This is a genomic window from Mycobacterium sp. 20KCMC460, assembly GCF_022179425.1.
In the GTDB taxonomy this organism is placed as follows: Bacteria; Actinomycetota; Actinomycetes; order Mycobacteriales; family Mycobacteriaceae; genus Mycobacterium; species Mycobacterium kiyosense.
This window is the reverse complement of sequence record NZ_AP025524.1, coordinates 1,092,133-1,118,942: the sequence shown is the minus strand read 5'-3', so window position 1 is coordinate 1,118,942 and position 26,810 is coordinate 1,092,133. Positions and strand designations below refer to the sequence as shown.

The 26,810-nt window shown below is 69.3% G+C and carries 29 protein-coding genes, 2 pseudogenes and 1 riboswitch; of the genes and pseudogenes, 16 read left to right on the top strand and 15 right to left on the bottom strand.

From position 1 onward, the window contains the following. Positions 1 to 44 precede the first annotated feature (44 nt). A complete protein-coding gene (locus MKCMC460_RS05130) occupies positions 45 to 605 on the top strand; it encodes a sigma-70 family RNA polymerase sigma factor (RefSeq protein ID WP_236980704.1) in 561 nt (186 codons plus the stop codon). Then, positions 602 to 1,300, top strand: coding sequence for an anti-sigma factor (locus tag MKCMC460_RS05125; protein WP_236980702.1), 699 nt, complete (start codon positions 602 to 604; stop codon positions 1,298 to 1,300). Before MKCMC460_RS05130 ends, MKCMC460_RS05125 begins: the two co-directional genes overlap by 4 nt. Here MKCMC460_RS05125 and MKCMC460_RS05120 read toward each other — a convergent pair whose 3' ends face one another. From MKCMC460_RS05120 to MKCMC460_RS05110, 3 genes and pseudogenes are all read right to left on the bottom strand, one after another. Then, on the bottom strand, positions 1,301 to 2,155 hold the full coding sequence (locus tag MKCMC460_RS05120) for a hypothetical protein (protein WP_236980700.1): 855 nt from the start codon (positions 2,153 to 2,155) through the stop codon (positions 1,301 to 1,303). A 9-nt stretch (positions 2,156 to 2,164) separates the two neighbouring features. Then, positions 2,165 to 2,674 (bottom strand): mycothiol transferase, encoded by a 510-nt coding sequence (locus MKCMC460_RS05115; RefSeq protein ID WP_236980698.1) that lies wholly within the window; start codon positions 2,672 to 2,674, stop codon positions 2,165 to 2,167. Positions 2,675 to 2,684: 10 nt separating this feature from the next. Then, a pseudogene (locus tag MKCMC460_RS05110) lies at positions 2,685 to 2,768 on the bottom strand (VOC family protein); the annotation flags it as partial. Positions 2,769 to 2,853: 85 nt separating this feature from the next. Between MKCMC460_RS05110 and MKCMC460_RS05105 the strand changes: the two are divergent. The 4 genes from MKCMC460_RS05105 to MKCMC460_RS05090 all read left to right on the top strand — a co-directional run bounded on the left by MKCMC460_RS05105 (position 2,854) and on the right by MKCMC460_RS05090 (position 7,078). Then, the gene (locus MKCMC460_RS05105; RefSeq protein WP_238305371.1) at positions 2,854 to 4,587 is read left to right on the top strand and encodes an amidohydrolase family protein; all 1,734 of its coding nucleotides are present in this window, start codon (positions 2,854 to 2,856) and stop codon (positions 4,585 to 4,587) included. Between the two features lie 86 nt (positions 4,588 to 4,673). Continuing rightward, positions 4,674 to 6,116 carry a PPE family protein gene (locus tag MKCMC460_RS05100; RefSeq protein ID WP_236980697.1) on the top strand — a complete coding sequence of 481 codons (1,443 nt, stop codon included), beginning with the start codon at positions 4,674 to 4,676 and terminating at the stop codon, positions 6,114 to 6,116. Between the two features lie 9 nt (positions 6,117 to 6,125). Then, positions 6,126 to 6,533, top strand: a complete 408-nt coding sequence (locus MKCMC460_RS05095) for a pyridoxamine 5'-phosphate oxidase family protein (RefSeq protein ID WP_236980695.1) — start codon at positions 6,126 to 6,128, stop codon at positions 6,531 to 6,533. Further along, positions 6,530 to 7,078: a carboxymuconolactone decarboxylase family protein gene (locus MKCMC460_RS05090; protein ID WP_236980693.1), complete on the top strand. Its 549-nt coding sequence runs from the start codon at positions 6,530 to 6,532 to the stop codon at positions 7,076 to 7,078. The genes MKCMC460_RS05095 and MKCMC460_RS05090 overlap by 4 nt, the downstream gene beginning before the upstream one ends. On the opposite strand, the gene MKCMC460_RS05085 is transcribed toward MKCMC460_RS05090, so the two are convergent. Beyond that, positions 7,075 to 7,899, bottom strand: a complete 825-nt coding sequence (locus MKCMC460_RS05085) for an SDR family oxidoreductase (protein WP_236980691.1) — start codon at positions 7,897 to 7,899, stop codon at positions 7,075 to 7,077. The two genes, MKCMC460_RS05090 and MKCMC460_RS05085, sit on opposite strands and share 4 nt — an antisense overlap. 78 nt (positions 7,900 to 7,977) lie before the next feature. Further along, positions 7,978 to 9,603: a chaperonin GroEL gene (gene groL, locus MKCMC460_RS05080; RefSeq protein WP_236980689.1), complete on the bottom strand. Its 1,626-nt coding sequence runs from the start codon at positions 9,601 to 9,603 to the stop codon at positions 7,978 to 7,980. 238 nt (positions 9,604 to 9,841) lie between these two features. Here groL and MKCMC460_RS05075 point away from each other — a divergent pair, with 238 nt between their 5' ends. Both MKCMC460_RS05075 and glp read left to right on the top strand, forming a co-directional pair. After that, entirely contained in the window at positions 9,842 to 10,783 is a 942-nt protein-coding gene (locus MKCMC460_RS05075) for an SDR family NAD(P)-dependent oxidoreductase (RefSeq protein WP_236980680.1), read from the top strand. A 1-nt stretch (position 10,784) separates the two neighbouring features. Next, complete coding sequence (gene glp / locus MKCMC460_RS05070; RefSeq protein ID WP_236980678.1) at positions 10,785 to 11,984, top strand: gephyrin-like molybdotransferase Glp; 1,200 nt, start codon at positions 10,785 to 10,787, stop codon at positions 11,982 to 11,984. Here glp and MKCMC460_RS05065 read toward each other — a convergent pair. Next, positions 11,981 to 13,162 carry an MFS transporter gene (locus MKCMC460_RS05065; protein WP_238305955.1) on the bottom strand — a complete coding sequence of 394 codons (1,182 nt, stop codon included), beginning with the start codon at positions 13,160 to 13,162 and terminating at the stop codon, positions 11,981 to 11,983. The genes glp and MKCMC460_RS05065 overlap by 4 nt on opposite strands. Before the next feature lie 37 nt (positions 13,163 to 13,199). Between MKCMC460_RS05065 and MKCMC460_RS05060 the strand changes: the two genes are divergently transcribed. From MKCMC460_RS05060 to MKCMC460_RS05050, 3 genes are read left to right on the top strand one after another with little or no spacing between them, the layout of a single operon-like run. Next, a complete protein-coding gene (locus MKCMC460_RS05060) occupies positions 13,200 to 13,907 on the top strand; it encodes a phosphatidylserine decarboxylase (protein WP_370653075.1) in 708 nt (235 codons plus the stop codon). After that, positions 13,904 to 14,764 carry a CDP-diacylglycerol--serine O-phosphatidyltransferase gene (gene pssA / locus MKCMC460_RS05055; protein ID WP_236980674.1) on the top strand — a complete coding sequence of 287 codons (861 nt, stop codon included), beginning with the start codon at positions 13,904 to 13,906 and terminating at the stop codon, positions 14,762 to 14,764. Before MKCMC460_RS05060 ends, pssA begins: the two co-directional genes overlap by 4 nt. Position 14,765: 1 nt before the next feature. Continuing rightward, positions 14,766 to 16,937 (top strand): AAA family ATPase, encoded by a 2,172-nt coding sequence (locus MKCMC460_RS05050; RefSeq protein ID WP_238305370.1) that lies wholly within the window; start codon positions 14,766 to 14,768, stop codon positions 16,935 to 16,937. Here MKCMC460_RS05050 and MKCMC460_RS05045 read toward each other — a convergent pair. From MKCMC460_RS05045 to MKCMC460_RS05025, 5 genes are all read right to left on the bottom strand, one after another. Next, positions 16,934 to 17,554, bottom strand: coding sequence for an LON peptidase substrate-binding domain-containing protein (locus MKCMC460_RS05045; RefSeq protein WP_236983755.1), 621 nt, complete (start codon positions 17,552 to 17,554; stop codon positions 16,934 to 16,936). The two genes, MKCMC460_RS05050 and MKCMC460_RS05045, sit on opposite strands and share 4 nt — an antisense overlap. 88 nt (positions 17,555 to 17,642) lie before the next feature. Further along, entirely contained in the window at positions 17,643 to 18,773 is a 1,131-nt protein-coding gene (locus MKCMC460_RS05040; protein ID WP_236983753.1) for a glutamate--cysteine ligase, read from the bottom strand. Between the two features lie 13 nt (positions 18,774 to 18,786). Continuing rightward, complete coding sequence (locus tag MKCMC460_RS05035; RefSeq protein WP_236980665.1) at positions 18,787 to 19,503, bottom strand: superoxide dismutase family protein; 717 nt, start codon at positions 19,501 to 19,503, stop codon at positions 18,787 to 18,789. Between the two features lie 154 nt (positions 19,504 to 19,657). Next, positions 19,658 to 20,122: a LytR C-terminal domain-containing protein gene (locus tag MKCMC460_RS05030; protein WP_236980663.1), complete on the bottom strand. Its 465-nt coding sequence runs from the start codon at positions 20,120 to 20,122 to the stop codon at positions 19,658 to 19,660. Positions 20,123 to 20,174: 52 nt separating this feature from the next. Beyond that, entirely contained in the window at positions 20,175 to 20,483 is a 309-nt protein-coding gene (locus tag MKCMC460_RS05025; protein ID WP_236980661.1) for a DUF3263 domain-containing protein, read from the bottom strand. A gap of 217 nt (positions 20,484 to 20,700) precedes the next feature. On the opposite strand from MKCMC460_RS05025, the gene MKCMC460_RS05020 reads away from it, so the two are divergent. The 4 genes and pseudogenes from MKCMC460_RS05020 to MKCMC460_RS05005 all read left to right on the top strand — a co-directional run bounded on the left by MKCMC460_RS05020 (position 20,701) and on the right by MKCMC460_RS05005 (position 23,284). Then, positions 20,701 to 21,297, top strand: coding sequence for a peptide deformylase (locus MKCMC460_RS05020; protein ID WP_236980659.1), 597 nt, complete (start codon positions 20,701 to 20,703; stop codon positions 21,295 to 21,297). Continuing rightward, positions 21,297 to 21,797: pseudogene (locus MKCMC460_RS05015) on the top strand (GNAT family N-acetyltransferase); the annotation flags it as partial. The gene MKCMC460_RS05020 and the pseudogene MKCMC460_RS05015, both read left to right, overlap by 1 nt. A 143-nt stretch (positions 21,798 to 21,940) precedes the next feature. Beyond that, positions 21,941 to 22,747, top strand: a complete 807-nt coding sequence (locus MKCMC460_RS05010; RefSeq protein WP_236983751.1) for an exodeoxyribonuclease III — start codon at positions 21,941 to 21,943, stop codon at positions 22,745 to 22,747. A 93-nt stretch (positions 22,748 to 22,840) separates the two neighbouring features. Next, complete coding sequence (locus tag MKCMC460_RS05005) at positions 22,841 to 23,284, top strand: hypothetical protein (RefSeq protein ID WP_236980655.1); 444 nt, start codon at positions 22,841 to 22,843, stop codon at positions 23,282 to 23,284. On the opposite strand, the gene MKCMC460_RS05000 is transcribed toward MKCMC460_RS05005, so the two are convergent. Further along, positions 23,277 to 23,462, bottom strand: a complete 186-nt coding sequence (locus MKCMC460_RS05000) for an Rv1535 domain-containing protein (RefSeq protein ID WP_238305369.1) — start codon at positions 23,460 to 23,462, stop codon at positions 23,277 to 23,279. The genes MKCMC460_RS05005 and MKCMC460_RS05000 overlap by 8 nt on opposite strands. 60 nt (positions 23,463 to 23,522) lie before the next feature. Here MKCMC460_RS05000 and MKCMC460_RS04995 point away from each other — a divergent pair, with 60 nt between their 5' ends. Beyond that, complete coding sequence (locus MKCMC460_RS04995; RefSeq protein WP_236980653.1) at positions 23,523 to 23,804, top strand: hypothetical protein; 282 nt, start codon at positions 23,523 to 23,525, stop codon at positions 23,802 to 23,804. On the opposite strand, the gene MKCMC460_RS04990 is transcribed toward MKCMC460_RS04995, so the two are convergent. The 3 genes from MKCMC460_RS04990 to MKCMC460_RS04980 all read right to left on the bottom strand — a co-directional run bounded on the left by MKCMC460_RS04990 (position 23,801) and on the right by MKCMC460_RS04980 (position 26,571). After that, entirely contained in the window at positions 23,801 to 25,417 is a 1,617-nt protein-coding gene (locus MKCMC460_RS04990; protein WP_236980651.1) for a SpoIIE family protein phosphatase, read from the bottom strand. The genes MKCMC460_RS04995 and MKCMC460_RS04990 overlap by 4 nt on opposite strands. Next, positions 25,414 to 25,764, bottom strand: a complete 351-nt coding sequence (locus MKCMC460_RS04985) for an STAS domain-containing protein (RefSeq protein WP_236980649.1) — start codon at positions 25,762 to 25,764, stop codon at positions 25,414 to 25,416. The genes MKCMC460_RS04990 and MKCMC460_RS04985 overlap by 4 nt, the downstream gene beginning before the upstream one ends. A gap of 87 nt (positions 25,765 to 25,851) precedes the next feature. Beyond that, on the bottom strand, positions 25,852 to 26,571 hold the full coding sequence (locus MKCMC460_RS04980; protein WP_264960795.1) for a PAS and ANTAR domain-containing protein: 720 nt from the start codon (positions 26,569 to 26,571) through the stop codon (positions 25,852 to 25,854). A gap of 107 nt (positions 26,572 to 26,678) precedes the next feature. After that, positions 26,679 to 26,789: riboswitch (TPP riboswitch) on the top strand. Positions 26,790 to 26,810: the final 21 nt, after the last annotated feature.

The following is a 26,810-nucleotide window of genomic DNA, read 5'->3' as shown; positions in this document are numbered from 1 at the left end:
CCGGGCCGCTCGCGCGGACGCGACCTGGCGTTAGGCTACCGACGATGACCGCACCGCAACAGGCTCGCGACCTGGACGCCTTGCTGCGCCGGATCGCCGACGGCGACAACGCGGCATTCGCCGACTTCTACGACCAGACCAAGAGCCGGGTGTACGGACTGGTGACCAGGGTGTTGCGGGATACCGGCTACAGCGAAGAGACCACCCAGGAGATCTACCTCGAGGTGTGGCGGACCGCGGCCGGCTTCGACGCCGCCAGGGGTTCCGCGCTGGCCTGGCTGATGACCATGACGCACCGCCGGGCGGTCGACCGGGTGCGCAGCGAGCAGGCCGGCACACAACGCGAATCCCGTTACGGGGCAGCCAATGTCGACCCCGCCGCGGACGTCGTCGCCGATTCGGCGATCGCCGGCGACGAACGCCGCCGGGTGATCCGCTGCCTGGACGCGTTGACCGACGCCCAGCGCCAGTGCATCGAGATGGCCTACTACGGCGGGCTCACCTACGCCGAGGTGTCGCAGCGGTTGGCCGCTAACCTGTCCACCATCAAGTCACGCATGCGGGACGCGCTGCGCGGCCTGCGCAGCTGCCTGGACGTGTCATGACCGAACCGGACGACTTCGACCTGCTCGAGCTGGCCACCCCCTACGCGCTGCACGCCTTGTCGGCCGCGGAGCGGGCCGAGATCGACGCCCGGGTCGCGGACGCGCCCGCCGCGCTGGCGGCCGAGTTCGCCGCCGAGGTGCGCGCCGTTCGCGAGACGATGGCGGCACTGTCGTCGGCCGACGCCGTCGAACCGCCGGATCGGCTGCGCGCAGCGGTGCTGGCGCTGGCCGCCCCGGCTCGCGCTGAGAGCCGATCACGCTGGCGCACAGCGCTTTTCGCAGCCGCAGCGGCAATCGTGGTGGGTCTGGGTGCGTTCGGCGTCGGGGTGCTGAGCCGGCCGTCCCTTACACCGAGCGTCGCCGAGCAGGTTCTGGCCGCACCTGACGTGCGCACGGTGTCGGGCACGTTGGGCACCGGGACGGCCACGGTGATGTTCTCCCGCGAGCGCAACGCGGGGGTGCTGGTGATGAACAACGTGGCTCCGCCGGCACCGGGCACCGTCTACCAGATGTGGCTGATGCGCAGCAACGGTCCGGCCTCGGCGGGAACGATGGATGCCGCGGCCGTGGCGCCGTCCACCAAGGCGACGCTGGACAACCTGGGTGGTGCGAGCGCGCTGGCGTTCACGGTGGAATCGGGCAGCGGGTCGCCGCAGCCTACTGGGGCGATCCTGGCGCAGCTGCCGCTGGGCTGATCAGCCGGTGCGCCGGGATTTCCCCAGCACGCCGCCGATCATCGCGACAAGAAACCCCACCACCACCAGTGCGGCGCCGGCGGCCAGCGTCACGTTCAGCCACCGGTGCAGGCTGTCTTCGGCATGACCGACCAGCACGTCGGCCATCCGGCGGATGTCACCGGTCGTCCGGTTCAGTTGCTCGTTCAGATAGCCCCGGCCGATCTCGATCCCGGCCCAGCCCGCCGCACCGACGAGCAGCGCCGACACCCCGAGGCTGGTGAGCGCACGGCCCCGGCCGCGGGCGGCGGCGAGGGTGATCAGCGCGAACACCACGCAGCCCAGTGCGGCGCCGAGGCTGACCCACGGGCCCCACACCGCCGCGCGATGCAACTCGCCCTGGTGCACCGGCCCGGAGACGGTCACCGGCACCCGCAACGTGTCGGGCACCTGCACGTGGTAGGAGTTCAGCAATTGCCGAATCGACGTCTCCCGCAGCATCGGGGCCACGTCGACCGTCCATCGCTCGCCGCCGGACGACGGGGCGGTGAACAGCCAGGCATGCGCGGCGCGGTTCGTCTCGGCGAACAGCGGCGGGAACGATGGGCCGGCCGTGAACGCGGCGGCAACGTCGTGCACCGTCGCACTGTCAACCTGGAATCTGTGTTCGTTGATCAGCGCCGCCGCCCGAGTGGTGAGTTCGGATGCCATCGCCGCCTGCAGCGCCGGGTCGCGGGCGGCCCGCTCGGCCAGCCGCGCGTAGCCGTCCTCGTCCACGATGTCGGCCTGCGCCCAGCCCGCCGGTACCGCCACCGCCAGCGCCAGGGTGGCCAGCAGCCAGCACAACGCCTTGACGAGCCCGGCCAGCAATCGCACGACTGACTCCTACTGCTGCATGCCCCGCAGGTAGGCGGCCTGGCCCAGATGTTGTGCGCAGTCGTCGATGATGCTGACCAGCCGAGCGCTGGCGGTCACCGGCGGATCCCAGTTGGTGTCGACGACACGGGCGAGTTCGTCGGCGGTCACCGTCGCCACGTACTCGAGCGTCAGCCGATGCACGGCGCGGTAGTAGCCGGCCAGCAGATCGGCCGGTGCGCGCACCTTGGCCACGTCCTGCGCGCTGTGCCCGTAACCGGTGTCATTGCGCGGCAAGTCCAGCCCGAACCGGTCCACCCAGTCGGTCCACGCCTGCTCAACGCCGGCGACGTGCGCCAGCTGGATGTCCTGGACGCGGGCACTGTGCCAGATCAGCCACGCGATGCTGTTCGCTTCGGGCGTCGGCCGGTAATCGGCGACCTCGTCGGTCAGGCCGTCGGTGAGCTCGTCGACGTGTTCGATCAGCCGGGTAAACGCGTCCCGGAGCAGTTCCCGGGCCGCTTCGTCGCTTGCTGCCATGGCGGCGACGCTACCCTGTCGCGCCGTGCCGGACGGCTTCGACGTTGTTGCCGTGCGGATCACGCACGAACGCACCGAAGTAGCCGGGGTGGAATGCGACGTGGACTTCCCGTTGGGGCCCGTGGCGGAGCCGTCGGCGATTCTGGCACCACCCGCCGAACGGGTCGTAGATTGTTTAGATGACCTACGACCTTCTCCTCCGCAACGGCACCATCGTCGACGGGTCGGGGGGTGAGCCGTTCGTCGGTGATGTCGCGGTGCGGGACGGCGTGATCGCCGCGGTCGGCCCGCCGGAGGGGGCCACGGCGGCGCGGGTGATCGATGCGACGGGGCTGCTGGTCACGCCGGGCTTCGTCGACCTGCACACCCACTACGACGGCCAGGCCATCTGGTCGGACCGGCTGACGCCGTCCTCGGCGCACGGGGTGACCACGGTGGTGATGGGCAACTGCGGCGTCGGGTTCGCGCCGTGCCGCCAGGAGGACCACGACGTGCTGGTCGACGTGATGGCCGGTGTCGAGGACATCCCCGGGGTGGTGATGACCGACGGCCTGCCCTGGACCTGGGAGACCTTCCCCGAATACCTGGACGCCCTGGAGTCGCGACGGCGGGACATCGACGTCGCGGCCTACCTGCCGCACTCTCCGCTGCGGGTGTATGTGATGGGCCAGCGCGGCGCCGACCGCGAACCCGCCACCGAAGAGGATCTGGCCCGGATGCGCGCGCTGGCCAAGCAGGCCGTCGAGGCCGGGGCGCTGGGTTTCGCGTCGTCGCGGCTGATGATCCATAAAACCGAAAGCGGCGCTCCGATTCCGAGTTACGAAGCGGGACGCGAGGAGATCGAGGCGATCGCCCGCGGCGTCGTCGACGGCGGCGGCGGGCTGCTGCAGTTCGTGCCCGACATCCCGACCAGGGGTTATCAGCACGTCCTGCAGACGGTCTTCGACGTCGCCGAAGACGTCGGCCTGCCGCTGACCTTCACCCTGGTGATCGCCAGCACGGGCGAACCCACCTGGCCCGAGGCGATCACCATGATCGAGAAGGCCAACAGCGCCGCGGGCGAACTCCGCGTCACCGCACAGCTGCTGCCGCGTCCCATCGGGTTGATCATCGGGCTGCAGCTGTCGGCCAACCCGTTCGTGCTCTACCCGAGCTACCGCGAGATCGCGCACCTGCCGTTGGCCGAACGCGTCGCCGAAATGCGCAAGCCGGAAGTGCGCGCCCGCATCCTGGCCGACAAGCCCGGCGCGGGTCACCCGATCCTGTACGCCGCCCAGATGTGGGACTGGATCTTCCCGCTGGACGACAATCCCAGCTACGAACCGGACATGTCGACAAGCATCGGGGCCCGGGCGCGGGCCCGCGGGGTGGAGCCCATCGAGGAGGCCTACGACCGGATGCTCGACGAGGACGGCCGGGCCATGCTGCTGGTCGCAACCAGCAACCTGCAGAACAACTCGCTGGACACCGTGGGCGAACTGCTGCACCGCGACGACGTGGTGCTCGGGCTCGGCGACGGCGGCGCGCACTACGGCATGATCTGCGACGCCAGCTACTCCACGTACTTCCTGGCGCACTGGGCGCGCGATCGCGCGACGGGCCGCTTCAGTGTGCCCGAAGCGGTCCGCGAACTGACGTCGGTGCCGGCGCGCATCGCCGGCCTGGCCGACCGCGGCCGCATCGCCGTCGGCTACAAAGCCGACCTCAACGTCATCGACCACGCGAGGCTGCGGCTGCACAAACCGACCATCACCTACGACCTGCCCGCCGGTGGACGCCGGCTGGACCAGACGGCGCAGGGGTACGTCGCTACGGTGGTTTCCGGCGAGGTGATCGCCGAGAACGGAGTGCCCACTTCGGCCCGCCCCGGCAAACTGGTACGCGGGCGACAAGCGGCGCCCGTCCCGGCCTGACACCTTGCTGTCAAGCGACTGAGAATTGGGCCTACCGGTTAGTCGATATGCCCACGGCAAAAGTATGTGGCGGGTAAGTTTGGGTGGTGACAAGCCCGCATTTCGCGTGGTTGCCGCCTGAGATCAACTCGGCATTGATGTTCGCCGGTCCCGGCGCGGGACCGTTGCTGGCGGCTGCCTCGGCGTGGGGCGGATTGGCCGAAGATCTGGCGTCCTCGGTGGCCTCGTTCACCGCTGTCACACAAGAGCTGACCACCTCATCGTGGCTGGGCCCGTCGGCCGCGGCGATGATGGAAGTCGCGACGCAGTACATGGCATGGCTCAGCGCTGCCGCGGTTCAAGCCGACCAGGCCGCGGCGCAGGCCACCGCGACGGCGGCGGCGTTCGAGGCGGCGGTGGCGGCCACCGTGCAGCCGGCGGTGGTGGCCGCCAACCGCGGCTTGGTGCAGATGCTGGCGTCCACCAACTTCTTCGGCATGAACTGGCCCGCGATCATGGACACCGAATCCGCCTACGAACAGATGTGGGCCGCCGACGTCGCCGCCATGGCTAACTATCACTTCGACGCGTCGATGGCCGCCTCGCAGCTGGCGCCGTGGCAGCAGGTGCTGCGCAACCTCGGCATCGACATCGGCAAGAACGGCATCAACTTCGGCTTCGGCAACAGCGGCTTCGGCAATATCGGCAACAACAACGCCGGCAACTACAACGTCGGCGGCGGCAACAGCGGTAGCGGCAACATCGGCGTCGGCAACACCGGCAGCTACAACTTCGGCATCGGCAACACCGGCAACAGCAACATCGGTTTCGGCAACTTCGGCAGCAACAACCTCGGCTTCGCCAACACCGGCAGCATGAACTTCGGGTTCGGGCTGACCGGTGACCACGACGTCGGCTTCGGTGGCTTCAACTCGGGCAGCGGCAACGTCGGGTTCGGCAACTCGGGCACCGGGAACACCGGTTTCTTCAACTCTGGGGTCGACAACGCCGGCATCGGTAACTCAGGAGTCTTCAACGCCGGCGTCGGCAACTCCGGAAGCGCCACCACCGGCTTCGCCGGCGGTCTCACCCCGTGGGCGTCGGGCATGTACAACGGCGTGCCGGGCGGTGCCGAAGCCGTGTTGACGAACACCGCGCACTACGCGACCGGCGGCCTGGGAACGGCAGCATTGGGTTCGGGCCTGCTGGGTTCGGCGCTGGCCGGTACCGGCGGCTTGCATACCGGTCTGGCGAGCGCACTGAGCTCCGGAATCGGCGCCGCGCCGGTCGTCGCCGCGGCCCCTGCCCCGGCCGCCCCGCTGGACTCCGCCGGCCCAAGCCCGGTGTCGGCCAACCCGACCAGCAGCGCGGCCGCCAATTCGGGTCTGCGGGCCAGCGCCAGCAACGTGACCGGCTTCTACAGCCCGCCCACCGACCCGACCGCGCGGCCGGGCACACCAAGCATCCCGAAGTCGAACTTCTACCCCGAGATCGACCGCGACACCGCCGGCGCGAACCGGGTCATCAAGTTCCCGGTGCGGTCGGAGTAGTAAGGGTCCATGACCCGTAAGACCGCGAAGAAGGTCGACTTCGACCGACTGGCCGCCGCGCTGTCGGACTATCCGTTCGCCTATCTGATCACCGTCGACGACGACTATCGGGCGCACACCGTGACGGTCGAACCCGTGCTGCGCGACCGAACCGTCCTGGACGTCGGGCTGATCGGCGGCGGCACCCGCACCAACCTGGCCCGCCGCGGCGGGGTCACGCTGCTCTGGCCGCCGTCCGAGCCGGGCGGATACTCGTTGATCGTCGACGGCCGCGCCCAGCTCAGCGAGGCCGGCGCCGGCGCGGTGCGCTGCGAAGTCACGCCCACCCGAGCCCTGCTGCACCGCAACGCCGACCACCCGTCCGCGGCCAAGGGCTGCCTGCACGACTGCGTCGTGTTCAGCCTGCCGGTCACGTGAGCCGCGTCGAACCACTCGCTCCGCCGTGGAGCGAGGACGACGCCGCCGGTATCAACAGCTGGGGGCATCCGGACCGCAGCTATGAGCCGCTGCTGCTGGTGCGCTGCCTGCAGCGCCATCCGGCGCTGGCCGCCCGGCTGCGCAAGCTCGGGGAGGCGCTGTACGTGGCAGCGCTGCTGCCGCCGCGCACCCGCACCATCGCGATCCTGCGCATTTGTGCGTTGCTGGGTTGCCGGTACGAGTGGGGTGGACAAGCCGCGTTCTGGGGTCCGATCGCCGGCGTCAGTGACACCGAGTGCGACGCCCTGGTCACCGGCGGCGCCGTGCGCTGGAGTGCCGACGAGCGGACGCTGATCGAGGCAGTCGACGAACTGGAGCGCACCGGCTCCTGGACGGACGCCACCTGGGTGGCGCTGGGCGGTTTCCTGTCCGACGAGCAACGGATCGAGTTGCTGACCGCGGTCGGCTGGTACCGCACCATCTGCACCCTGTGCAACGCCCTGGCGCTGCCGGTGGAGGGCTGGATGCGGCGCTGGCCGGGCTAGGCCGAGCGGTCCCGTTTCAGGCCGGGGTGCTGGCTGTTCAGCAACGGCAACAACAGTCGCCGGGGCATGAACTGGAACAGCCTTGTGCTGAGCCGGCTGGGCAGTCCGGGGATGACCGTTCCGCGGTCGCCGTCGAGGGCGTCGACGCCGGTCCGCGCCACGTCCCGGGACGGCATCCACATGAACTTGGGGAAGGCGTCGGCGAAGGTGCGTTCGTCCATGCCCGCCCGCACCAGGAACTCGGTGCGCACCGGCCCGGGGCACAGCAGCGCGACGGTGACACCGGTGCCGGCCAATTCGCCGCGCAGGCCCTCGGTATAGGTATGCACGAACGCCTTGGTGGCCGAGTAGCACACCTGACCGGGGAAGGGGTGAAAGCCGGCGGTGGACCCGACATTGAGGATCGCTCCGCGGCCGCGCGGCACCATCTGCTGGACGGCGCGGGTGGTGAGGTCGACGAGGGCCTCGACGTTGAGCCGGACCTGAGCGGTCTCCTTGTCGACGTCGGTTTTCGCCACCGCCCCAATGGTGCCGATGCCGGCGTTGTTGACCAGGATGTCGACGGTCAGGCCGCGCCCGCCGATCTCGTCGAACAGGCCGGCGCGGGCGTGCGGGTCTGCGATGTCGCAGGCTGCCACCTCGACGTTGCCGCCGCGGGCGGCGAGTTCCTCGGCGAGTGCCCGCAGCTTGTCCTCGCGACGGGCGACGAGCGTGACGCCGTGGCCGCGGCCGGCGAGCTCACGTGCGATGTCGGCGCCGATGCCTGATGATGCGCCCGTGACGACGGCGGTGCTGCTTGGTGTCGGAGTCGGAAGTGCCACACTGCGAACCTACAAGGCCGACGAAAAAACCCGGCCCCCTCGTGAGGGACCGGGCTTTTTCGCTGCGGTGGACTTGCTTTAGAAGTCCATCCCGCCCATGCCGCCGGTCGGGTCGCCGACGGGAGCGGCGGCCTTCTCCGGCTTGTCTGCGACGACGGCCTCGGTGGTCAGGAACAGCCCGGCGATGGACGCCGCGTTCTGCAGCGCCGAGCGGGTCACCTTGACCGGGTCGGCAACGCCGGCCTTGAGCAGGTCCTCGTACTCACCGGTGGCGGCGTTCAGGCCGGTCCCGGCGGGCGAGTTGCGAACCTTCTCGGCCACCACACCGGGCTCGAGCCCGGAGTTGAAGGCGATCTGCTTCAGCGGAGCCTCGAGCGCCACGCGCACGATGTTGGCACCGGTGGCCTCGTCGCCCTTGAGGCCGAGGTCCTCGAGCGCCGGAGCCGACTGCAGCAGGGCCACGCCACCACCGGCGACGATGCCCTCCTCGACGGCGGCCTTCGCGTTGCGGACGGCGTCCTCGATGCGGTGCTTGCGCTCCTTGAGCTCCACCTCGGTGGCGGCTCCGGCCTTGATCACCGCAACACCGCCGGCCAGCTTGGCCAGGCGCTCCTGCAGCTTCTCGCGGTCGTAGTCGGAGTCGCTGTTCTCGATCTCGGCGCGGATCTGGGCCACCCGGCCGGCGATGGCGTCGGAGTCGCCGGCGCCCTCGACGATGGTGGTCTCGTCCTTGGTGATGACGACCTTGCGGGCCTTGCCGAGCAGCGAGATGTCGGCGTTCTCCAGCGAGAGACCGACCTCCTCGCTGATGACCTGACCACCGGTGAGGATGGCCATGTCCTGCAGCATCGCCTTGCGGCGGTCACCGAAGCCCGGGGCCTTGACGGCGACGGACTTGAAGGTGCCGCGGATCTTGTTGACGACCAGGGTGCTCAACGCCTCGCCCTCGACGTCCTCGGCGATGATCAGCAGCGGCTTGCCGCCCTGGATGACCTTCTCCAGCAGCGGGAGCAGGTCCTTGACGGTCGACACCTTGGAGCTGACCAGCAGGATGTAGGGGTCCTCCAGGACCGCTTCCTGACGCTCGGCGTCGGTGACGAAGTAGCCCGAGATGTAACCCTTGTCGAACCGCATGCCCTCGGTGAGCTCGAGCTGCAGGCCGAAGGTGTTGGACTCCTCGACGGTGATGACGCCCTCGTTGCCGACCTTGTCCATCGCCTCGGCGATCAGGTCGCCGATCGACTGGTCGCCCGCCGAGATGCCCGCGGTGGCCGCGATCTGCTCTTTGGTCTCGACGTCCTTGGCCGAGGCCAGCAGGGTCTGGGTCACCTTCTCGACGGCCTTCTCGATGCCGCGCTTGAGACCCAGCGGGTTGGCGCCGGCAGCAACGTTGCGCAGGCCCTCCTTGACCAGTGCCTGCGCCAGCACGGTGGCCGTGGTGGTGCCGTCACCGGCGACGTCGTCGGTCTTCTTGGCGACTTCCTTGACCAGCTCGGCGCCGATCTTCTCGTAGGGGTCCTCCAGCTCGATCTCCTTGGCGATGGACACACCATCGTTGGTGATCGTGGGGGCGCCCCACTTCTTCTCCAGTACGACGTTGCGACCCTTGGGTCCCAGCGTCACCTTTACCGCGTCGGCGAGGGCGTTGAGGCCCCGCTCGAGACCGCGACGGGCCTCTTCGTCGTACGCAATTGTCTTGGCCATTGCGAAGTGATTCCTCCGGATTGGGAATGAGAGGGGTTACCGGGTGACGACAACCCCGTTACTTACGCTGGCCGGGCGCAGTGCCCGCGACGGACGACCCAAGCGGCTTTGCGCTGGACCTCACCGTCCCGACCTAGCACTCGCCGGTCGCGAGTGCCAACGTCATTCTTAGCACTCGCCTATGCCGAGTGCAAGATCGCCCACCGCCGTTCGCCCAGGGCTGAGCTATGTTCGGGCCATGGGCTCCCGCGAGAACGGCCGCAACTGGACGGCCGCCGACATCCCCGACCAGCACGGCCGCACCGTCATCATCACCGGCGCCAACACCGGCCTGGGCTATCACACCGCTGCTGAGCTGGCCTTTCATGGCGCGCAGGTGGTGCTCGCGGTGCGCAACCAGGAGAAGGGCAACGCCGCGCTGGCCAAGATCCGGGCCGCTAAGCCCGACGCCGACCTGAGGCTGCAGGAACTGGACCTCAGCTCGCTGGAATCGGTCCGCCGGGCCGCCGACGCGCTCCGGGGCAGCCACCCCCGCATCGACCTGCTGATCAACAACGCCGGGGTGATGTGGACGCCCAAGGAACTCACCGAGGACGGTTTCGAGCTGCAGTTCGGCACCAACCACCTCGGTCATTTCGCCCTCACCGGGTTGTTGCTCGATCACCTGCTCGGGGTCCGTGGATCCCGGGTGGTGACCGTCAGCAGCCTCGGCCACCGGTTGCGCGCCGCGATCCACTTCGACGACCTGCAGTGGGAACACAGCTACAGCCGGATCGGCGCCTACGGGCAGTCGAAGCTGGCCAATCTGCTGTTCACCTACGAATTGCAGCGGCGACTGGAAGCGGCGGGCAAGGCGCGCGAGGTGTCCACCATCGCCGTCGCCGCCCACCCCGGTGGCTCCAGTACGGAGTTGGCCCGCAACATCCCGCGGCTGCTGCGGCCGCTCAACGCGCTCGGGCCGCTGCTGTTCCAGAGCGCACAAATGGGTGCCCTGCCGACGCTGCGGGCCGCCACCGATCCGGGCGTGCAGGGCGGCCAGTACTACGGCCCCGACGGTTTCGCCGAGCAGCGCGGCCACCCCAAGCTGGTCCAGTCCAGCGCCCAGTCGCACGACCAAGACCTGCAGCGACGGTTGTGGGCGGTCTCCGAAGAGCTCACCGGCGTCAGCTTCCCGGTCTGACATGCGCTCGGTCGCCGAACACCAGCGCATCGTCGCCGAACTGATCCGGGCCAGGCCCGGCGCGACGGTCCCGCTCGCCGAAACGCTGGGCCTGGTGCTGGGCGCCGATGTCGTCGCCCCGCTGTCGCTGCCGGTTTTCGACAACTCCGCGATGGACGGATACGCCGTGTACGCCGACGACACCGCCGCCGCCACTACCGAGCAGCCGGTGGTGCTGCCGGTCACCGAGGACATCCCGGCCGGGCGCACCGATTCGTTGACGCTGCGGCCCGGCACCGCGCACCGGATCATGACCGGGGCCCCGTTGCCGGCGGGCGCGACGGGCATCGTGCCGGTCGAGGCCACCGACGGCGGCGTCGACTCGGTCGCGATCCACCAGCCCGCCGCCCCCGGCCGGCACATCCGCCGCGCCGGGGAGGACGTCGCGGCCGGCACCACCGTGCTGAACGCGGGCGCGGTGCTGACGCCGGCCGCGCTCGGCCTGGTGGCGGCGCTGGGCCTGGCCGAGCTGACGGTGACTCCGCGGCAGCGGGTGCTGGTGATTTCGACCGGGTCGGAGCTGGTGGCGCCGGGCACCGAACTGCAACCCGGGCAGATCTACGAGTCCAACGCGGTGATGCTGGCTGCCGCGCTGCGCGAGGCCGGCACGCAGGTGCTTGCGACCCAGACCGCCGGCGACGACATCGCACAGTTCAATGCGGTGCTGGACCGCTACGCCGGTGATGCCGACCTGATCATCACCAGCGGCGGCGTCAGCGCCGGTGCCTATGAGGTGGTCAAGGACGCGTTCGGCCGAGCCGGCGATGCGGGTGTCGAATTCGTCAAGGTGGCGATGCAGCCGGGTATGCCGCAAGGTGTCGGCACGGTGGCCGGCACCACGATCGTGACGTTGCCCGGCAATCCAGTGAGCGCGCTGGTGTCCTTCGAGGTGTTCATCCGGCCCGCGCTGCGCGCGGCGATGGGCTTGCCGCACCCGCACCGGCCCCTGCGCACCGCGGTGCTCACCGAGCCGGTGACCTCTCCGCGGGGCAAGCGGCAATTCCGTCGGGCCGTCCTCGACGAGGGGCGCGTCACCAGCTACGGCCCCCCGGCGTCGCACCATCTGCGCTGGCTGGCGTCGGCCAATGGGCTACTCGACATTCCCGAGGATGTCGTGGAGGTGCCCGCCGGAACCGAGCTGCAGGTGTGGGACCTGAGTTAAGACCGGTGGAACTCGTCGGCCGCGTCGAACGCCGTGCCGAATCGGATCGCAATCGCGGTGACTGCAAGCACCACCGGGATGACGACCAGCGCCGCCGACAGTCCGGCCCACTGGGCGAGGTGGCCGATCAGCGGCGGGCCGAGCAGATAACCCACCCAGCCGGTCGCGGCCACGATCGCGATCGCCGATCCCCCACCGCCGGCCCCGTACGCGGCGCTGAATGCCGTCGGCACCAGCAGCGCCACCCCAACCCCCAGGCCGGCGAACCCGATCACACCCAGCACCGGGTTGGCCGTCGCGAGCGTCACGCCCATTGCGACGACGGCGATCAGCGCCAGCGCGGGCAGCAACCGGCGGGCCGGCACCCGCGCATGCAGCCGCAGCGCGCCGAACCGGACCGCGACCATCGCCAGGGTGTAGGCCGCATAGCTCAGCGCCGACAGACCCGGCCCAGCACCGATGACGTCGTGCACGTAGTTGGCCGACCAGTCGGTGGCAGCGCCCTCGCAGAGAAAGGAGGCGAAGGCCACCGCGGCCAGGATCGCGACGGTCGGGGTGATCCGGGCGCGGCCACGCGCCTCCGGCGACGCAGCGACCGCCTCCCCCGCGACCAGGTGCCGGGTGAGTGGTCGCACCACCACCAGGACCAGTACCCCGAGGAACACCAGTTGCGGCTCCAGCCCAATGCCCGCCGTCACGCATGCGGCGCCGATCAACGCGCCCAGCAGGGCGCCGACGCTCCACATACCGTGGAAGCGGGCCATGATCGGGGAGCCCGCGAGGCGCTCCACGGTGCCTGCCGAGGTGTTCATCGCGACGTCCAGACCGCCCTGGAAGGCGCCCCACAGCGCCAGCGACGCGAACAACCACAGACCCGAGGTGGCCAGGCCGACCGTCATCGCCGCCAGGGCGTAGCCGGCGACCAGCACCGGCACCAACCGGCGGCTGCCCCAGCGTGGCAACGCCCAGTGGCAACACACTGTGGCCGCAACCGAGCCCAGCGGAGCCCCGAACAGCGCGGTTCCCAGCTGCCCGTCGTCGAGCCCCAGATCGCCTTTCACCTGCGGAATATGCGCGGCCCACGACGAAAACACCACAGCGTGGGCGAGGAACGCTGCAGTGACGGCCACCTTGGCGCGGCGAAGCTCCGGCGAGCGCGGATGTTGTGTGGAATTCAGATCGGACCCCTCCGGCGAGCCTAGCGTCTTCCGTAAGATGACCCGCGTGGCAAAACGCCCTGGCTCCACCGAAGGACCGGCGCACCTGATCGAACTCGTGCGCTCCACCGTTCCCCCGCTGCACCCGGCCGGCCTGCCGTTCGTCGCGGCCGGTCTGGCGGTGGCGGCAGCGGGGTACCGGCACCGCTGGGTGCGCCGCACGGGGCTGCTGGCGGCGGGCGCGTGCGCGGGATTCTTCCGGCACCCAGCGCGGGTGTCACCCAGCGCGGCCGGCGCGGTCGTCGCACCCGCGGACGGCACGATCTGCGTGATCGACACCGCGGTCCCGCCCGCCGAGCTCAGCATGGGCACCACACCGCTGCCCCGGGTCAGCATCTTCCTGTCCATCTTCGACGTGCACGTACAACGCGCCCCGGTCGGTGGCGAGGTGGTCGCCGTCCAGCACCGGCCCGGCGCCTTCCTGTCCGCCGACCTGCCCGAGGCCAGCGAGGCCAACGAACGCACCAGCGTGCGGATCCGCACCGCCACCGGAGCCGAAGTGGTCGCCGTGCAGATCGCCGGTCTGGTGGCACGCCGCATCGTGTGCAACGCCCACGTCGGCGACAAACTCGCCATCGGCCAGACCTACGGACTGATCCGGTTCGGCTCCCGGCTGGACACCTACCTGCCGCCGGGAACGCAACCACTGGCCGAGGTCGGCCAGCGCGCCGTCGGCGGCGAGACCGTACTGGCCCAGCTGTCATGATCAACAAGCCGCCGCGCCGGCGAACCGTCGACCTGCATCTGCTGCCCAGCGCCATGACCGTGCTGTCCATCTGCGCGGGCCTGACCTCGATCAAATTCGCCCTCGACCACAAGCCGATACCGGCGATGGCGTTGATCGCGGTCGCCGCGATCCTGGACGCCCTGGACGGGCGGGTGGCCCGCATCCTGGACGCTCAGTCCCGCATGGGCGCCGAGATCGACTCGCTGGCCGACGCGGTGAACTTCGGAGTGGCGCCGGCGCTGGTGGTCTACGTGACGCTGCTGTCGAAGTTTCCGGTCGGCTGGCCGGTGGTGCTGCTGTACGCGGTGTGCGTGGTGCTGCGACTGGCGCGCTACAACGCGCAGTTGGACGACGGAACCATGCCCCCGTACGCGAAGGAATACTTCGTCGGCATGCCGGCACCGGCCGGGGCGGTGTCCATGATCGGCACCATCGGCCTCAAACTGCAGTTCGGCGAGGGCTGGTGGACATCGGTCTGGGCGCTGTCGCTGTGGATAGCGGGAACCTCGCTGCTGATGGTCAGCGCGCTGCCGATGAAGAAGTTCCACACCCTGGCGGTGCCGCCTAATTGGGCCGCCCCGTTGCTGGCTGTGCTGGCGCTGGCCGCGGCCGCCGCGGTCGTCTACCCCTACATCCTGATCTGGGTGATCATCATCTCCTACGTCTGCCACATCCCGTTTGCGATGCGCAGCAAGCGCTGGCTGGCCAAGCACCCCGAGGCGTGGGACGACAACAACAAGGAACGACGCGCCGCCCGGCGCGCGACCCGACGGGCACAGCCGAACCGGCACTCGGTGGCACGGCTCGGCCTGCGCAAGCCCGGCGGGCGGCCGTGAGTTGGCTCAGCAACTCACCCTCACCGCGCGACTGAACACCTCGGCGGTCGATTCGCGCCGCGGTGTGGTGCGCCTGCACCCCAGCGCCATCGCCGCCCTGGGCATCCGGGAATGGGATGCGGTGTCGCTCACCGGTTCTCGGACCACCGCCGCGGTGGCTGGCATGGCGACCGTGGACATCCCAGTGCTGACGGTGCTGCTCGACGACGTCACGCTGTCCAACGCCGGTCTGCGCGAGGGCACCGAGGTGCTGGTCAGCGCGGTCACCGTGTACGGCGCCCGAACGGTGACGCTGAGCGGCTCGACCCTGGCCACCCGATCGCTGTCGCCGGCCACGCTGCGCCAGGCGTTGCTGGGCAAGGTGATGACGGTCGGCGATGCGGTGTCGCTGCTGCCGCGTGACCTGGGGCCGGGCACTTCGACGTCGGACGCCACCCGCGCGCTGGCTTCCTCGGTCGGAATCAGCTGGACCTCCGAGTTGCTGACGGTGACCGGGGTCGACCCGGACGGGCCGGTCAGTGTGCAGCCGAACACGCTGGTCGGCTGGGGCCCGGGGATTCCGGACTCGGTACGCATCATCCCGCCCGTCGACGTCTCCACCCCGGAGATGCAGGTCGAGGAACTTAAGGGCACTCAACCGCAGGCCGCCAAGCTCACCGAATGGCTCAAACTCGCCCTCGACGAGCCGCACCTGCTCAAGAGCCTTGGCGCCGGCACCAACCTGGGTGTGCTGGTGTCGGGTCCGGCCGGGGTCGGCAAGGTGACGCTGGTGCGGGCGGTGTGCGCCGGTCGCAGGCTGGTGCAACTGGACGGTCCGGCCACCGGCGCGCTGGCGGCCGACGACCGCCTCAAGTCGGTGGCGGCGGCGGTGGCGGACGTGCGTGGTGCCGGTGCGCAGGGCGGCGCGGTGCTGCTGATCACCGATGTCGACGCGCTGTTGCCGGAGATCGCCGAGCCGGTGGCCGCGCTGATCCTCACCGAGCTGCGCAAGGCGGTGGCCAGTGACGGCGTGGCGCTGATCGCCACCACGGCGCGTCCCGATCAGATCGATGCGCGGCTGCGCTCCCCGGAGTTGTGCGACCGCGAGCTGACGCTGCCGCTGCCCGATGCGGCGACCCGCAAGGCGCTGCTGGAGGCGCTGCTGCGCAACGTGCCCACCGGCGACCTCGACCTCGACGAAATCGCTTCCCGGACACCGGGTTTCGTTGTCGCCGACCTGGCCGCGCTGATGCGCGAGGCGGCGCTGCGGGCCGCGTCGCGGGCCAGCGCCGACGGTCGGGCTCCCACCCTGAACCAGGAGGACCTTCTCGGCGCGCTTACCGTCATCCGGCCGCTGTCCCGCTCGGGCAGCGAAGAGATCAGCGTCGGCAGCGTCACACTCGCCGACGTCGGCGACATGGCTGAGGCCAAGCAGGCTCTCACCGAGTCGGTGCTGTGGCCGTTGCAGCACCCCGACACGTTCGCGCGGCTGGGTGTGGATCCGCCGCGCGGGGTGTTGCTCTACGGCCCACCCGGCTGCGGCAAGACGTTCGTGGTCCGCGCGCTGGCCAGCACCGGGCAGTTGAGCGTGCATGCCGTCAAGGGCTCCGAGTTGATGGACAAGTGGGTGGGGTCCTCGGAGAAGGCCGTCCGCGAATTGTTCCGGCGGGCACGCGATTCCGCGCCGTCGCTGGTGTTCCTCGACGAGGTGGACGCGCTGGCGCCGCGGCGCGGCCAGAGCTTCGACTCGGGCGTTACCGACCGCGTGGTGGCCGCGCTGCTGACCGAACTGGACGGCATCGACCCGCTGCGCGACGTCGTCGTGTTGGGTGCCACCAACCGTCCGGACCTCATCGACCCGGCGCTGCTGCGCCCCGGCCGGCTGGAGCGGTTGGTGTTCGTCGAACCGCCCGACACGCAGGCCCGACGCGAAATCCTGCGCACCGCAGGCAAATCCATCCCCCTGAGCGATGACGTCGATCTGGATCAGGTGGCCGCGGGCCTGGACGGCTACAGCGCCGCGGACTGCGTGGCCCTGTTGCGCGAAGCGGCGCTGACCGCGATGCGCCGCTCCATCGATGCCTCCGACGTCACCGCGGCCGATCTGGCCGCGGCCCGCGAGAAGGTGCGCCCCTCACTGGATCCGCTGCAGCTGGAATCGTTGCGCGCGTTCGCCAACGACTCGCGTGGTTAATCGGACAGCTGGAACTCGACCATCGCGGTCACCGAATCCACGGCTTCCAGCAGGGCGGCCAACCGATCGGCGGCCGACGGTGCGGCCAGCACGGCATAGCGGTCCGCCGGACCCATCGGTACGCGAGCGGCCAACGCGTACAACATGTTCGACTTGTCGTCGGGATCGCGCGGATAATCGAACAGCACGTCGCGGTCCGGCAGCTCGATTCCGCGCACCGCGGCGATCCGCTCGTACAGCGCCAGCACCCGGTCCTCGACGTCGCGGAACTGTGCGGCGGTCACCGGCAGCCCCGGTTCGTCGGGCCAGACCTGCACGCGGGCCCGCGGGAACGGGTCGTCGGGCAGCCATTCCCGCACCCGGATCCGCTCGCCGATCCGGCAGCGCAGCGCGAATTGGCCCGAGCCGCCGTCCACGTACTCGGTGATGGTGGCCAGCGTCCCGACGTCGCTGCGCGCGTCGCCGCCGCCGACTTCGCGGCCACGCGAGATCAGCACCACGCCGAAGCGGGGCCGCTCGCTTTCCATGCAGTGGCGCACCAGCGCGGTGTAGCGGGGCTCGAAGATGCGCAGCGGCAGCGTCTCGTCGGGCAGCAACGCCGACTCGAGCGGGAACATCGGCAGCTCGACTGTGTCACGGTTCACGGACGTACACCCCCTGCGACCACTATGCAGCAACGAAGTGGCCACGGCAGCGACATCCTGCTCAAACCTCCAGTTCGGCGACCAACGCGTCGACCACCGCGCGCAGGTCGCCGTCGTGCTCTTCGGCCACCCGGCGCTGCCGTTGGTAGGAAGCACCCAGGCGCGGGATGTCGGCGACGGCGGCCAGTTCGTCGGTGCAGTGCAATGCGCGGGCGACCGGTTCGAGCCGGTTGAGCACGTCGTCGAGATCCTCGGTGACCAACCGCTCGTTGCTGTCGGCGTCCAGGATGATCACCGCGTCCAAGCCGTAGCGGGCCGCCCGCCATTTGTTCTCCTGGACGTGCCACGGGGGCATGGTCGGCAACGACTCGTCGGCTTCCAGCCGGCGGTCCAGGTCGACGATCAGGCAATGCGTCAGCGCCACCAGGGCGCCCAGCTCGCGCAGATTGGACACGCCGTCGCAGATGCGCACCTCGATGGTGCCCAGGTGCGGGGAAGGCCGGATGTCCCAACGGACTTCGTCGACGTGGTCGATGATGCCGGTTTTCTTCTGGTCGTAGACGAATCCTTCGAATTCCGACCATTTCTGGAACTGGAACGGCAATCCGGCGGTGGGTAGTTGCTGAAACATCATGGCCCGGTTGCTCGCGTATCCGGTGTCCACGCCGGCCCACCAGGGCGACGACGCCGACAGCGCGAGCAGGTGGGGATATTGGTTGAGCAACGACGTCATGATCGGCATCACCTTGTTGGGCGAGGAGATCCCGACGTGCACGTGCACACCCCAGATCAGCATCTGCCGGCCCCACCACTGAGTGCGTTTGATCAGCTCGGCGTAGCGCGGCGCGTCGGTGAGTTTCTGGCTGGACCACTGCGCGAAGGGATGGGTGCCGGCGCAGAACAGCTCCATGCCCCGGTCGCGGACGATGCGTCGAGCCGGGGCCAGGGTGTCGCGCAGATCCTGCATCGCCTCAGCCGCGTTCACGCAGATCCCGCTGACGATCTCGACGGTGTTGCGCAGCAATTCCTTGTGCACGCGGGGGTTTTCACCGATTTCGGCGATCACCGCGGTCGCTTCGTTGCTCAGGTCGCGGGTCTGCGCGTCGACCAGCGCGAACTCCCATTCCACGCCCACGGTGGGCCGCGCCGAGCGGGCGAAGTCGATGCGACTGGCGGCCCGGCTGGGTGGCAGGCTGGCCGGGCCGTTACCCGGACCCGATGACACCGCAGGCCACCCGCTTGCCGGCGTCACCGGTTGTCATCGTGGTCTCGTCCGGGCCGGGCACGCCGTTGACCTGGTAGCGGTCCGGGATGTTCATGAAGTTGTCCGGGCCTTCGTGGATGATGATCGCAGTCTTGGCGCCCGAGATCAGGTCGTCCATGGTGAAGCCGTCCGTGGTGGTGACCAGCATCGCCGCGCCGTTCTTGCGGACCTGCAGCGAGGTCAGGTCCCCGCTGGAGTGGCCGCTGGACCCGGGAGCCTGGAAATGCCCACCGGCGGAAAGGAAGTCACCCGTCGGACCGCCGTTGGGGGCCACCGAATTGGGCTCACACTTGCCGACTTTGTGGATGTGCATGCCGTGGAAGCCGGGGGCGAGCCCGCTGCCGCTGTTGGCGGTGACCGTCACGGTGGCGTAGCCGTTGGCGAACTCGAATTTGGCCGTCGCGACCTCGTTGCCGCCGGGGCCTTTCAGCACGGTGGTCAGCGTCTGCCCGGCCGGGGGCGCCTCCTGGGTGCTGGGCGCCGCCTCGGCGTGACCGGAGGTGGACGGGCCGGGCGACCCCGTCCAGACCGTCGGGTTGGTACCGGGTGTCGTCGACGCCTGTTGAGGCGACGAACACGCGCTCAACAGCGCGACGCTGGCGGCCGCGGACAGGGCGGCGGTGACGGCTGCAACTTTGGGAGCGGCGGGCTTAGGCATAGCGGAGAGCCTAGCGTGACGACGATGCGGGTCGAAACGATGACCCGCTGAGGAGTCGCGCAATCGACCCAGCGTGACGACGATGCGGGTCGAAACGATGACCCGCTGAGGAGTCGCGCAATCGACCCAGCGTGACGACGATGCGGGTTCAGCCTCAACCCATTACCAAAACGATGACGCCCGGCGGCTGGTCGGCGAGGGCGGGGATGCGCTTCTCGACGGGAGCTCCCAGCTTCTTGCCCACCGCTTCGGCCGTGGCTTTCTCGCTGTCTTCGCCGTAGTAGACGGTGGTGGCCGAGACGTCGGAGACCGAAAGGTTGGTCACGTCGGTGACTTTGAACCCGGCGGCCTTCAGTTCGTCGGCCGTGGACTTGGCAATGCCCTCTTTCGACGAGATGTTGTACACCCGCACCTCGGCGTCTGCCGCGGGCTTGGCGCTGGTCGAGGTGGGCGAGGCGGAGCTGGACGCGGTGCTAACCGACGACGAGTCCTCGTCCGCCTTTCCGGAGGACCCCAGCGCCTGCCAGCCGAGCAGCAGAAAGATGACGCCCAGGAACAGCAGCACCATCACCATGGCCCGCAGGGGAAGGCCCGAAGAGTCGGGTACGCGCTCGTTCATCGAAGCCACTGTAACCAGCGGATGGCCGGAACCTGCAAAGCCGCGTGAGCCGTCAGGTCACCTCGAAGCCGAGGCGCCGTGCGGCGCGGGCCTTTTGGCGGCTGGCGCGCAGCCGCCGCAGTCGTTTCACCAGCATCGGGTCGGCGGCCAGCGCTTCGGGCCGGTCGACGAGTGCGTTCAACACCTGGTAGTAGCGGGTTGCCGACATGGAGAACAACTCTTTGATGGCGTCTTCCTTGACCCCGGCGAACTTCCACCACTGCCGCTCGAAGGCCAGAATGTCGTGCTCGCGACGGGTCAGCCCTTCGGGAATTTCCGAGTCGTCGCCCGCTCGCTCTGCCCGCGCCATGGCGCTGTCCATATTGCTTCCCCTGGACCCTTCCGGCGAATGTCGATTACTCGTGGTACTTGACCTATATACGGGCATTGTCGTGCGCGAATATTGAACCACGCCGCAATGTGTTGCGCCGGAAAGCAGACCCGCGCGTCGGCCGAATTGTCGTCGAGTTGCCGTGCCTCGACGCTGGTCACACGGCGTGACGAAGGTGACACCCGGCCGGGCCGTAAGCTAGCCGACCATGGCAGTCGTACCCATCCGCATCGTGGGAGATCCCGTCCTGCACACTGCGACGACGCCGGTGCCCGTCGGAGCCGACGGATCGCTGCCTGCCGAGTTGCCGGAATTGATCAAGACCATGTTCGACACGATGGACGCCGCCCACGGCGTCGGCCTGGCCGCCAACCAGATCGGCCACAGTCTGCGCCTGTTCGTCTACGACTGCGCCGACGACCGGGGACTCACCGACCATCGTCGCGGGGTGGTGATCAACCCGGTGCTGGAAACCTCCGAAATCCCCGAGACCATGCCGGCGGCGGGCCACGAAGATGACGAAGGCTGCCTCTCGGTGCCGGGTGAGTCGTTCCCGACCGGCCGCGCGGACTGGGCCCGGGTCACCGGGCTCGACGCCGACGGCAAACCGGTCAGCATCGAGGGCACCGGTCTGTTCGCGCGCATGCTGCAGCACGAGACGGGGCATCTCGACGGATTCCTGTATGTGGATTGCCTGATCGGCCGGCACGCCCGGGCCGCCAAGCGTGCGATCAAGGCGCACGGCTGGGGTGTCCCCGGGTTGTCGTGGCTGCCCGGCGAGGGGCCCGACCCGTTCGGTCACTGATGGCGTCGTGGCCGGAACTCGGGACCCGCATCGCGCTGCGCTACCGCCGGTCACCCGGATCGGTTCCGCCGTTGACCGACGCGATCGGGCGCCTGTTGGCCTTCGACCCGACGGTGCGGTTGCAAACCAAGTCGGGCGCGATCGTCGAGGTCTCGCCCGCCGACGTGGTGTCGTTGCGCGTGCTGACCGACGCGCCGGTGCGCACCGCGGACATCCGGGCACTCGAGCGCGCCGACGCCGCGGCGCGGGCGGGCGCCGAGGAAATCTGGCTGGACGGCTGGCTGTTGCGCGCGGCCGGCGGCGTCGACCTTGCTACCAATTCAGCTGTGCCGCTGGATATTTCGGCAAACATCGGCGCGCTGCCCGCGATCGTCGACTGGTTTGCGAGCCGTGGGCTGACGCCGCGCCTGGCGCTGCCCGACCGGCTGCTGGACCCGCCGCCGGGCTGGGTACTCGAACACACCGAACGGTTCTTGCTGCGCGAGGCGGCATCCGGCGAATTCCTGGTCGTGCCCGACGACGCGTCGCCGCCCGTGCCCGGTGGCTATTGGCTGCATCATCGCCGTCGATACTTCGCGCCACCCGGTGGTCCACCCACAAGCCCACCCGCAAGTAGATAGGAGGAGCCGTGCCCCACGACACGCTGCGACTGGCCACCTGGAACGTCAACTCGATCCGTTCCCGGCTGGACCGCGTCTTGAGCTGGCTGGAGCGCGCCGAGGTCGATGTGCTGGCCATGCAGGAGACCAAGTGCTCGGACGCGCAGTTCCCCGCGCTGCCGTTCTACGAACTCGGCTACGAGGTCGCCCACGTCGGCTTCAACCAGTGGAACGGGGTGGCGATCGCCTCCAAAGTCGGACTGCACGACGTGCAGGTCGGTTTCGACGGCCAGCCCAGCTGGAGCAGCAAACCCGACGTCGCCGCCGCGGCCGAGGCCCGCGCCCTGGCTGCCACCTGTGCGGGCGTGCGGGTGTGGAGCCTTTATGTGCCCAACGGCCGGACGCTGGACGACCCGCACTACGCCTATAAGTTGAATTGGCTTGCCGCGCTGCGGGATACGGCTGAATCCTGGCTGCGCGAAGACCCGTCGGCCCCGATCGCACTGGTCGGGGACTGGAACATCGCCCCGACCGACGACGACGTCTGGAGCACCGAGTTCTTCGCAGGTTGCACGCACGTCTCCGAACCGGAACGCAAGGCTTTCGAAGCGATTGTCGAAGCCCAATTCACCGACGTGGTGCGGCCTTTCACTCCTGGGCCGGGCGTCTACACCTACTGGGACTACACCCAGTTGCGGTTCCCGAAGAAGCAGGGCATGCGCATCGACTTCATCCTCGGCTCGCCGGCGCTGGCCGAGAAAGTGGTTCACGCGGAGATCGTCCGGGAGGAACGCAAAGGCAAGGCGCCCAGCGATCACGCACCGGTGCTGGTCGACCTGCGGGCCCCGTGATGCTCCCAAACTTCTGTGAACCACATTGTAATTTCTGGTGAAGTCGGCGGCCGAGGGGTATACAAGCAGGAGAACCGAGGTCAGGGAGTGAACATGGGTGTCGTCGACGGAACGTTTCGCGCTGTGGGGCGCACGGTTAGCCGTGCGGCGTCGGCTACCACGGCGGCCGCCGGTGCGGTCGGCGGAGCGGCGGTCGACGGCATCGTCGGCGGGGTCAAAGGCGCCGCCGAGGGAATCCAGCACGGCATCAGCACCGGCAGCAAGTCGACGCCGGCGGCGGCCCTGACCCTCGGCGCCATCGGCGCGGCGGGGCTGGTCGAGTGGCCCATCCTGCTGGCCGTCGGTGGCGGTGCGCTGTTGCTGCGCCGGATGAACAAGAAGCCCGAGCAGGGTGCCGTGGCCACACCGGCCAAGCTCGCCTCGGTTCCCACCGAGCCGGCCGCCGAGGAAGCGCCAAAGAAGGCGGTGCGCAAGGCCCCCGCGAAGAAGACCGCCGGCCGGCGCGCCGGCGCCAGCGATCTACGCAGCACTAACTAGACAGGCGGCGTTGGTATACGGGTGCGGATCGGCCGGGGAACTCGTCCCGTTGCGCCCGGGTGCCGACCTCGAGCACGCCCACCCGCCACAGCAGCGCATAGAGTTCGGTCAGGGGCCGCCTGAGTAAAACGGCTAATGACGCGGCGAGCGGGTCGAGCCGAGCATCTGTCGTCGTCATATTTCCGACGGTGACCCCATCACCCGGCGTGACGGGAAACCCTTCGTTACTGAAAGGCAAATGATGGCCGAAAAGAAGGCTTCCAGCGGTACCACGCAGCGAGAAGCGGTGCAACACGTCCGGGCCGGCCACACGTTCGCAATCAACCTGCCGGTGGTGGGCAAACTTCAGGTCCCCCACCCCGAGCAGCTGGCGTACTACGCCGGTATCGCCGCGTTGACGGCCTTCGAACTGATCGACTGGCCGGTGGCGCTGGTCATCGCGACCGGACACCTGCTGGCCAGCAACCACCGCAATCAGATTCTCGAGGAAATAGGCGAAGCCCTGGAGGAAGCCGACTAACCGGCGACGGCACGGTCGAACCGCAGTGTCACCCGGGTACCGTTGGCGGTCCGGATCGTGTCGACCTGGTCGGCCAGCCTGCTGATCATGGTGAGGCCACGGCCGCGCCGTCGACTGCGCTGACTGGCGGACGAGTCGCCGGTCCAGCACCCGGAGTCGCTGACGGTGACCGACACCGTTCCGTGCGAATGGAACGCCTCGATCGTCACCGTCAGGCGCGACTCGCAGCGACTGCCGTGTTCGATCGCGTTGGTGACCGCTTCCCCCGTCGCCAACAGGATGTCCTGCTCGCGTTCCGGGTCGACGGTGATCAGCCGCAGCCAATCGCGCAGCGCGCCGCGCCCCACCGGGATGTGGTCCGGTGTGGCGGGCAGCGCCACGGCGAAACTGCGCGCACAGGTGTGGGTGGGCCGCAGCGCGAGTACCACGACGTCGTCGCGGTAGCCACCGGGTGGCTTCATCCGGGCCAGCAGCTCAGCACACACCGATCCCACCGGCAGCCATGCGCACTCGGCCGCCGCGGCACGCAGCCGGTCGAACCCGTAGCTGGGGCTCTCTTCGGCCCGCTCGATCAGTCCGTCGGTATAGAGCAGCACGAGGCTGCCAGGCGGCAGGTACTCCGTCGCGGTCCGCCCGGGCACCGGGTCCGCGCCGCTGGCAATCGGCGGCCGCCGCCCTTCGCTGAGGAAGACCGGATGCTCCTCCGGCGGCACCAGCAGCGGAGGCGGGTGGCCCGCACACGAATAGCTGATGCGGTCCCGCTCACCGGTGCTGTCGACGACGGCGTATGCCAGCGTCGCGCAACGGGCGCCGGCGACGGTGGCCGCGTATTTGTCCAATGCTTCCAGCACAGCGGCCGGGTCGGCCGCGGTCAGCGCGGATACGGTTACTGCGGCACGCAGCCTGCTCATCACGATCGCGGCGGGCAGCCCGTGGCCGTCGACGTCGCCGACCGAGACACCGATCCGGCCGGGCGTCAGCTTGGTCGCCGAATACCAGTTGCCGCCGACCCGGGCGGCGTCGTCGGCCGGTTGGTAGACGGCTGCCACCACGGCGTCCGTCGACCCGTGGTCGAGGTCGAGCAGGTGGTCCTGGAAGTCGGCGGCGATGCGGTGTTCGCGTGCAGTCAGCAGGAGCCGGTTCAGCACCTCCTGGGCGACATCGGCTATCCGGGCGAACATGTCGAGTTCAGCCTCGCTGAACGTACGCGCACTCGACCACAGCAGTAACAGCACGCCGATGACATTTCCGCTGCCGGAGTGCAATGGATGGGCCACGCAGGCACGCACCGAACCCGCCATGTCGCGGACGGCATGGTCGTACCGCGGGGGCAGGTCGAACGTGTCGGGGATGATCATTCGCCGGCCGCTGGTGATCACGTCGACGCCCACCAGCGGACTGTCCAGCCGGGCGACGTGGTACCGGTCCTTGAGCTCGGCAGGGAGCGCGCCGGCGAATTCGAAGCGGACGTGCTCTTCACCGTCGACCATCACGCCGACCGCAGCCGCGGTGGCGCCGCCGCACCCGTGCGGCGAGGCCAGCACGGCGGTCAGGATCCCGGTGACCGAGTCGGCGGCCTGGACCGCGAAGTCGCGCATCGGGAGCTCGGTCATCGTCGCAGGGCGTCGGACAGACTCGGGCTGATGTCGAGGACACGGTCCAGTTCGGTGACCTGGATCGGTTGCAGCACCCGGCTATGGTCGGCGACCACCCGCACCGTGGTGCCGGCAGTCGCACCCGCCTCATGACAGTCCAGGACGGCGTTCAAGCCGGCGCTGCCGAAGAAGTTGACCGCCTGTAAGTCCAGGATCAGCAGCCGCGCTGGGTGGCCGGCGGCCATCCGGAGCGCGGCAGTGCCCGCCTGCCTGAGCTGATCCACCGTGCTGGTGTCGACGTCGCCTCTGACATGCACGATCACCGCCGCCTCACCAGACTCGTGAGCGACTTCCAACAGTTCCATCGCTTTAGCCCACCTCGAGTCGGATCGGCCGGAGGCCTGAGCCACACCAGCCCGAATCCGCTGTCTCTCCCGTCCCAGATTCCGAGCCTAGCCGGTTTCGGTCTCCGCAGGAATGCGCTCGTGCACCGTCAGGAGCAGGTGGTCGAACTGACCCTGCACGGACGCCGACGGGCTCTCCAGCCGGGCGACCTCGGCGAGCAGCTGGGTAGCCAGCCCGCGCAGTTTGGTGTTCGTCTCCTGCGATCGCCACTGCAGCACGCGGAACGCCTGATCAGCACTGACCCGGTAAACGAACATCAGCACGCCCTTGGCCTGCTCGATCACCGCGCGGTTGTCGAAGAGGTCGGGCAGGGCCTCGTCGAGCACCTCCTGACGCGTCTCGTCCAGGGTCTCGGTGAGGTCGATGTAGTGCCCGGCGGTGCCCAACACCGCGCCGGAGTCGTCGACCATGCGATCGGCCACCACGATCGCGTCGTGCACGTTGCCGGCGGTGTCGATGAACCGGTGCCGACTGGAGAACGGCTCGCCCGACCGCAGCGCATAGTCGAGCAGATCCTGCACGTGCGCGCGGTCGTCGGGATGTTTGTGGGACAACAGCAGTTCGGTGGTGGGCTGCACGTCGCCGGGTTCGTAGCCGTGCATCCGGGCCACCTCGTCGGACCACTCCCAATGTTGCCCGACGAACCAGAACCGGAAGCTGCCCACGTTCAGATACGGGCCGGCCCCGGGGGCGAGCACGGGATCGGGGGACTGCTCGCGGCCCCCCGGCGCCGCGGCGTCGTTCTCGGCACGCTGCACGTTTGGCATCATCGCACCCGGCAGTCGGGGCGGCCACCTCGGTGGCCATCCCACGGCTGAGCATCGCGTCCGCTGCCTTCCGACGCCGCGCTGCGCTAGCGTGGAAGACGCCCAACCGAAAATCACACGGGAGCGCACGCCCGGTGCGCTGAGAGGACGGCTCGGGGCCGTCGACCGTACGAACCTGACCGGGTAATGCCGGCGTAGGGAGAACCAAGATGACCGATCTGATTTCGACGACCCCGGAG

Coding starts and splice junctions, on each gene's coding strand:
- MKCMC460_RS05130 (WP_236980704.1), top strand. CDS start 45: ATGACCGCACCGCAACAGGCTCGCGACCTGGACGCCTTGCTGCGCCGG.
- MKCMC460_RS05125 (WP_236980702.1), top strand. CDS start 602: ATGACCGAACCGGACGACTTCGACCTGCTCGAGCTGGCCACCCCCTAC.
- MKCMC460_RS05115 (WP_236980698.1), bottom strand. CDS start 2,674: ATGGCAGCAAGCGACGAAGCGGCCCGGGAACTGCTCCGGGACGCGTTT.
- MKCMC460_RS05105 (WP_238305371.1), top strand. CDS start 2,854: ATGACCTACGACCTTCTCCTCCGCAACGGCACCATCGTCGACGGGTCG.
- MKCMC460_RS05095 (WP_236980695.1), top strand. CDS start 6,126: ATGACCCGTAAGACCGCGAAGAAGGTCGACTTCGACCGACTGGCCGCC.
- groL (WP_236980689.1), bottom strand. CDS start 9,603: ATGGCCAAGACAATTGCGTACGACGAAGAGGCCCGTCGCGGTCTCGAG.
- MKCMC460_RS05075 (WP_236980680.1), top strand. CDS start 9,842: ATGGGCTCCCGCGAGAACGGCCGCAACTGGACGGCCGCCGACATCCCC.
- glp (WP_236980678.1), top strand. CDS start 10,785: ATGCGCTCGGTCGCCGAACACCAGCGCATCGTCGCCGAACTGATCCGG.
- MKCMC460_RS05060 (WP_370653075.1), top strand. CDS start 13,200: ATGACCCGCGTGGCAAAACGCCCTGGCTCCACCGAAGGACCGGCGCAC.
- pssA (WP_236980674.1), top strand. CDS start 13,904: ATGATCAACAAGCCGCCGCGCCGGCGAACCGTCGACCTGCATCTGCTG.
- MKCMC460_RS05045 (WP_236983755.1), bottom strand. CDS start 17,554: ATGTTCCCGCTCGAGTCGGCGTTGCTGCCCGACGAGACGCTGCCGCTG.
- MKCMC460_RS05035 (WP_236980665.1), bottom strand. CDS start 19,503: ATGCCTAAGCCCGCCGCTCCCAAAGTTGCAGCCGTCACCGCCGCCCTG.
- MKCMC460_RS05030 (WP_236980663.1), bottom strand. CDS start 20,122: ATGAACGAGCGCGTACCCGACTCTTCGGGCCTTCCCCTGCGGGCCATG.
- MKCMC460_RS05025 (WP_236980661.1), bottom strand. CDS start 20,483: ATGGACAGCGCCATGGCGCGGGCAGAGCGAGCGGGCGACGACTCGGAA.
- MKCMC460_RS05020 (WP_236980659.1), top strand. CDS start 20,701: ATGGCAGTCGTACCCATCCGCATCGTGGGAGATCCCGTCCTGCACACT.
- MKCMC460_RS05005 (WP_236980655.1), top strand. CDS start 22,841: ATGGGTGTCGTCGACGGAACGTTTCGCGCTGTGGGGCGCACGGTTAGC.
- MKCMC460_RS05000 (WP_238305369.1), bottom strand. CDS start 23,462: ATGACGACGACAGATGCTCGGCTCGACCCGCTCGCCGCGTCATTAGCC.
- MKCMC460_RS04995 (WP_236980653.1), top strand. CDS start 23,523: ATGATGGCCGAAAAGAAGGCTTCCAGCGGTACCACGCAGCGAGAAGCG.
- MKCMC460_RS04990 (WP_236980651.1), bottom strand. CDS start 25,417: ATGACCGAGCTCCCGATGCGCGACTTCGCGGTCCAGGCCGCCGACTCG.
- MKCMC460_RS04985 (WP_236980649.1), bottom strand. CDS start 25,764: ATGGAACTGTTGGAAGTCGCTCACGAGTCTGGTGAGGCGGCGGTGATC.
- MKCMC460_RS04980 (WP_264960795.1), bottom strand. CDS start 26,571: ATGCCAAACGTGCAGCGTGCCGAGAACGACGCCGCGGCGCCGGGGGGC.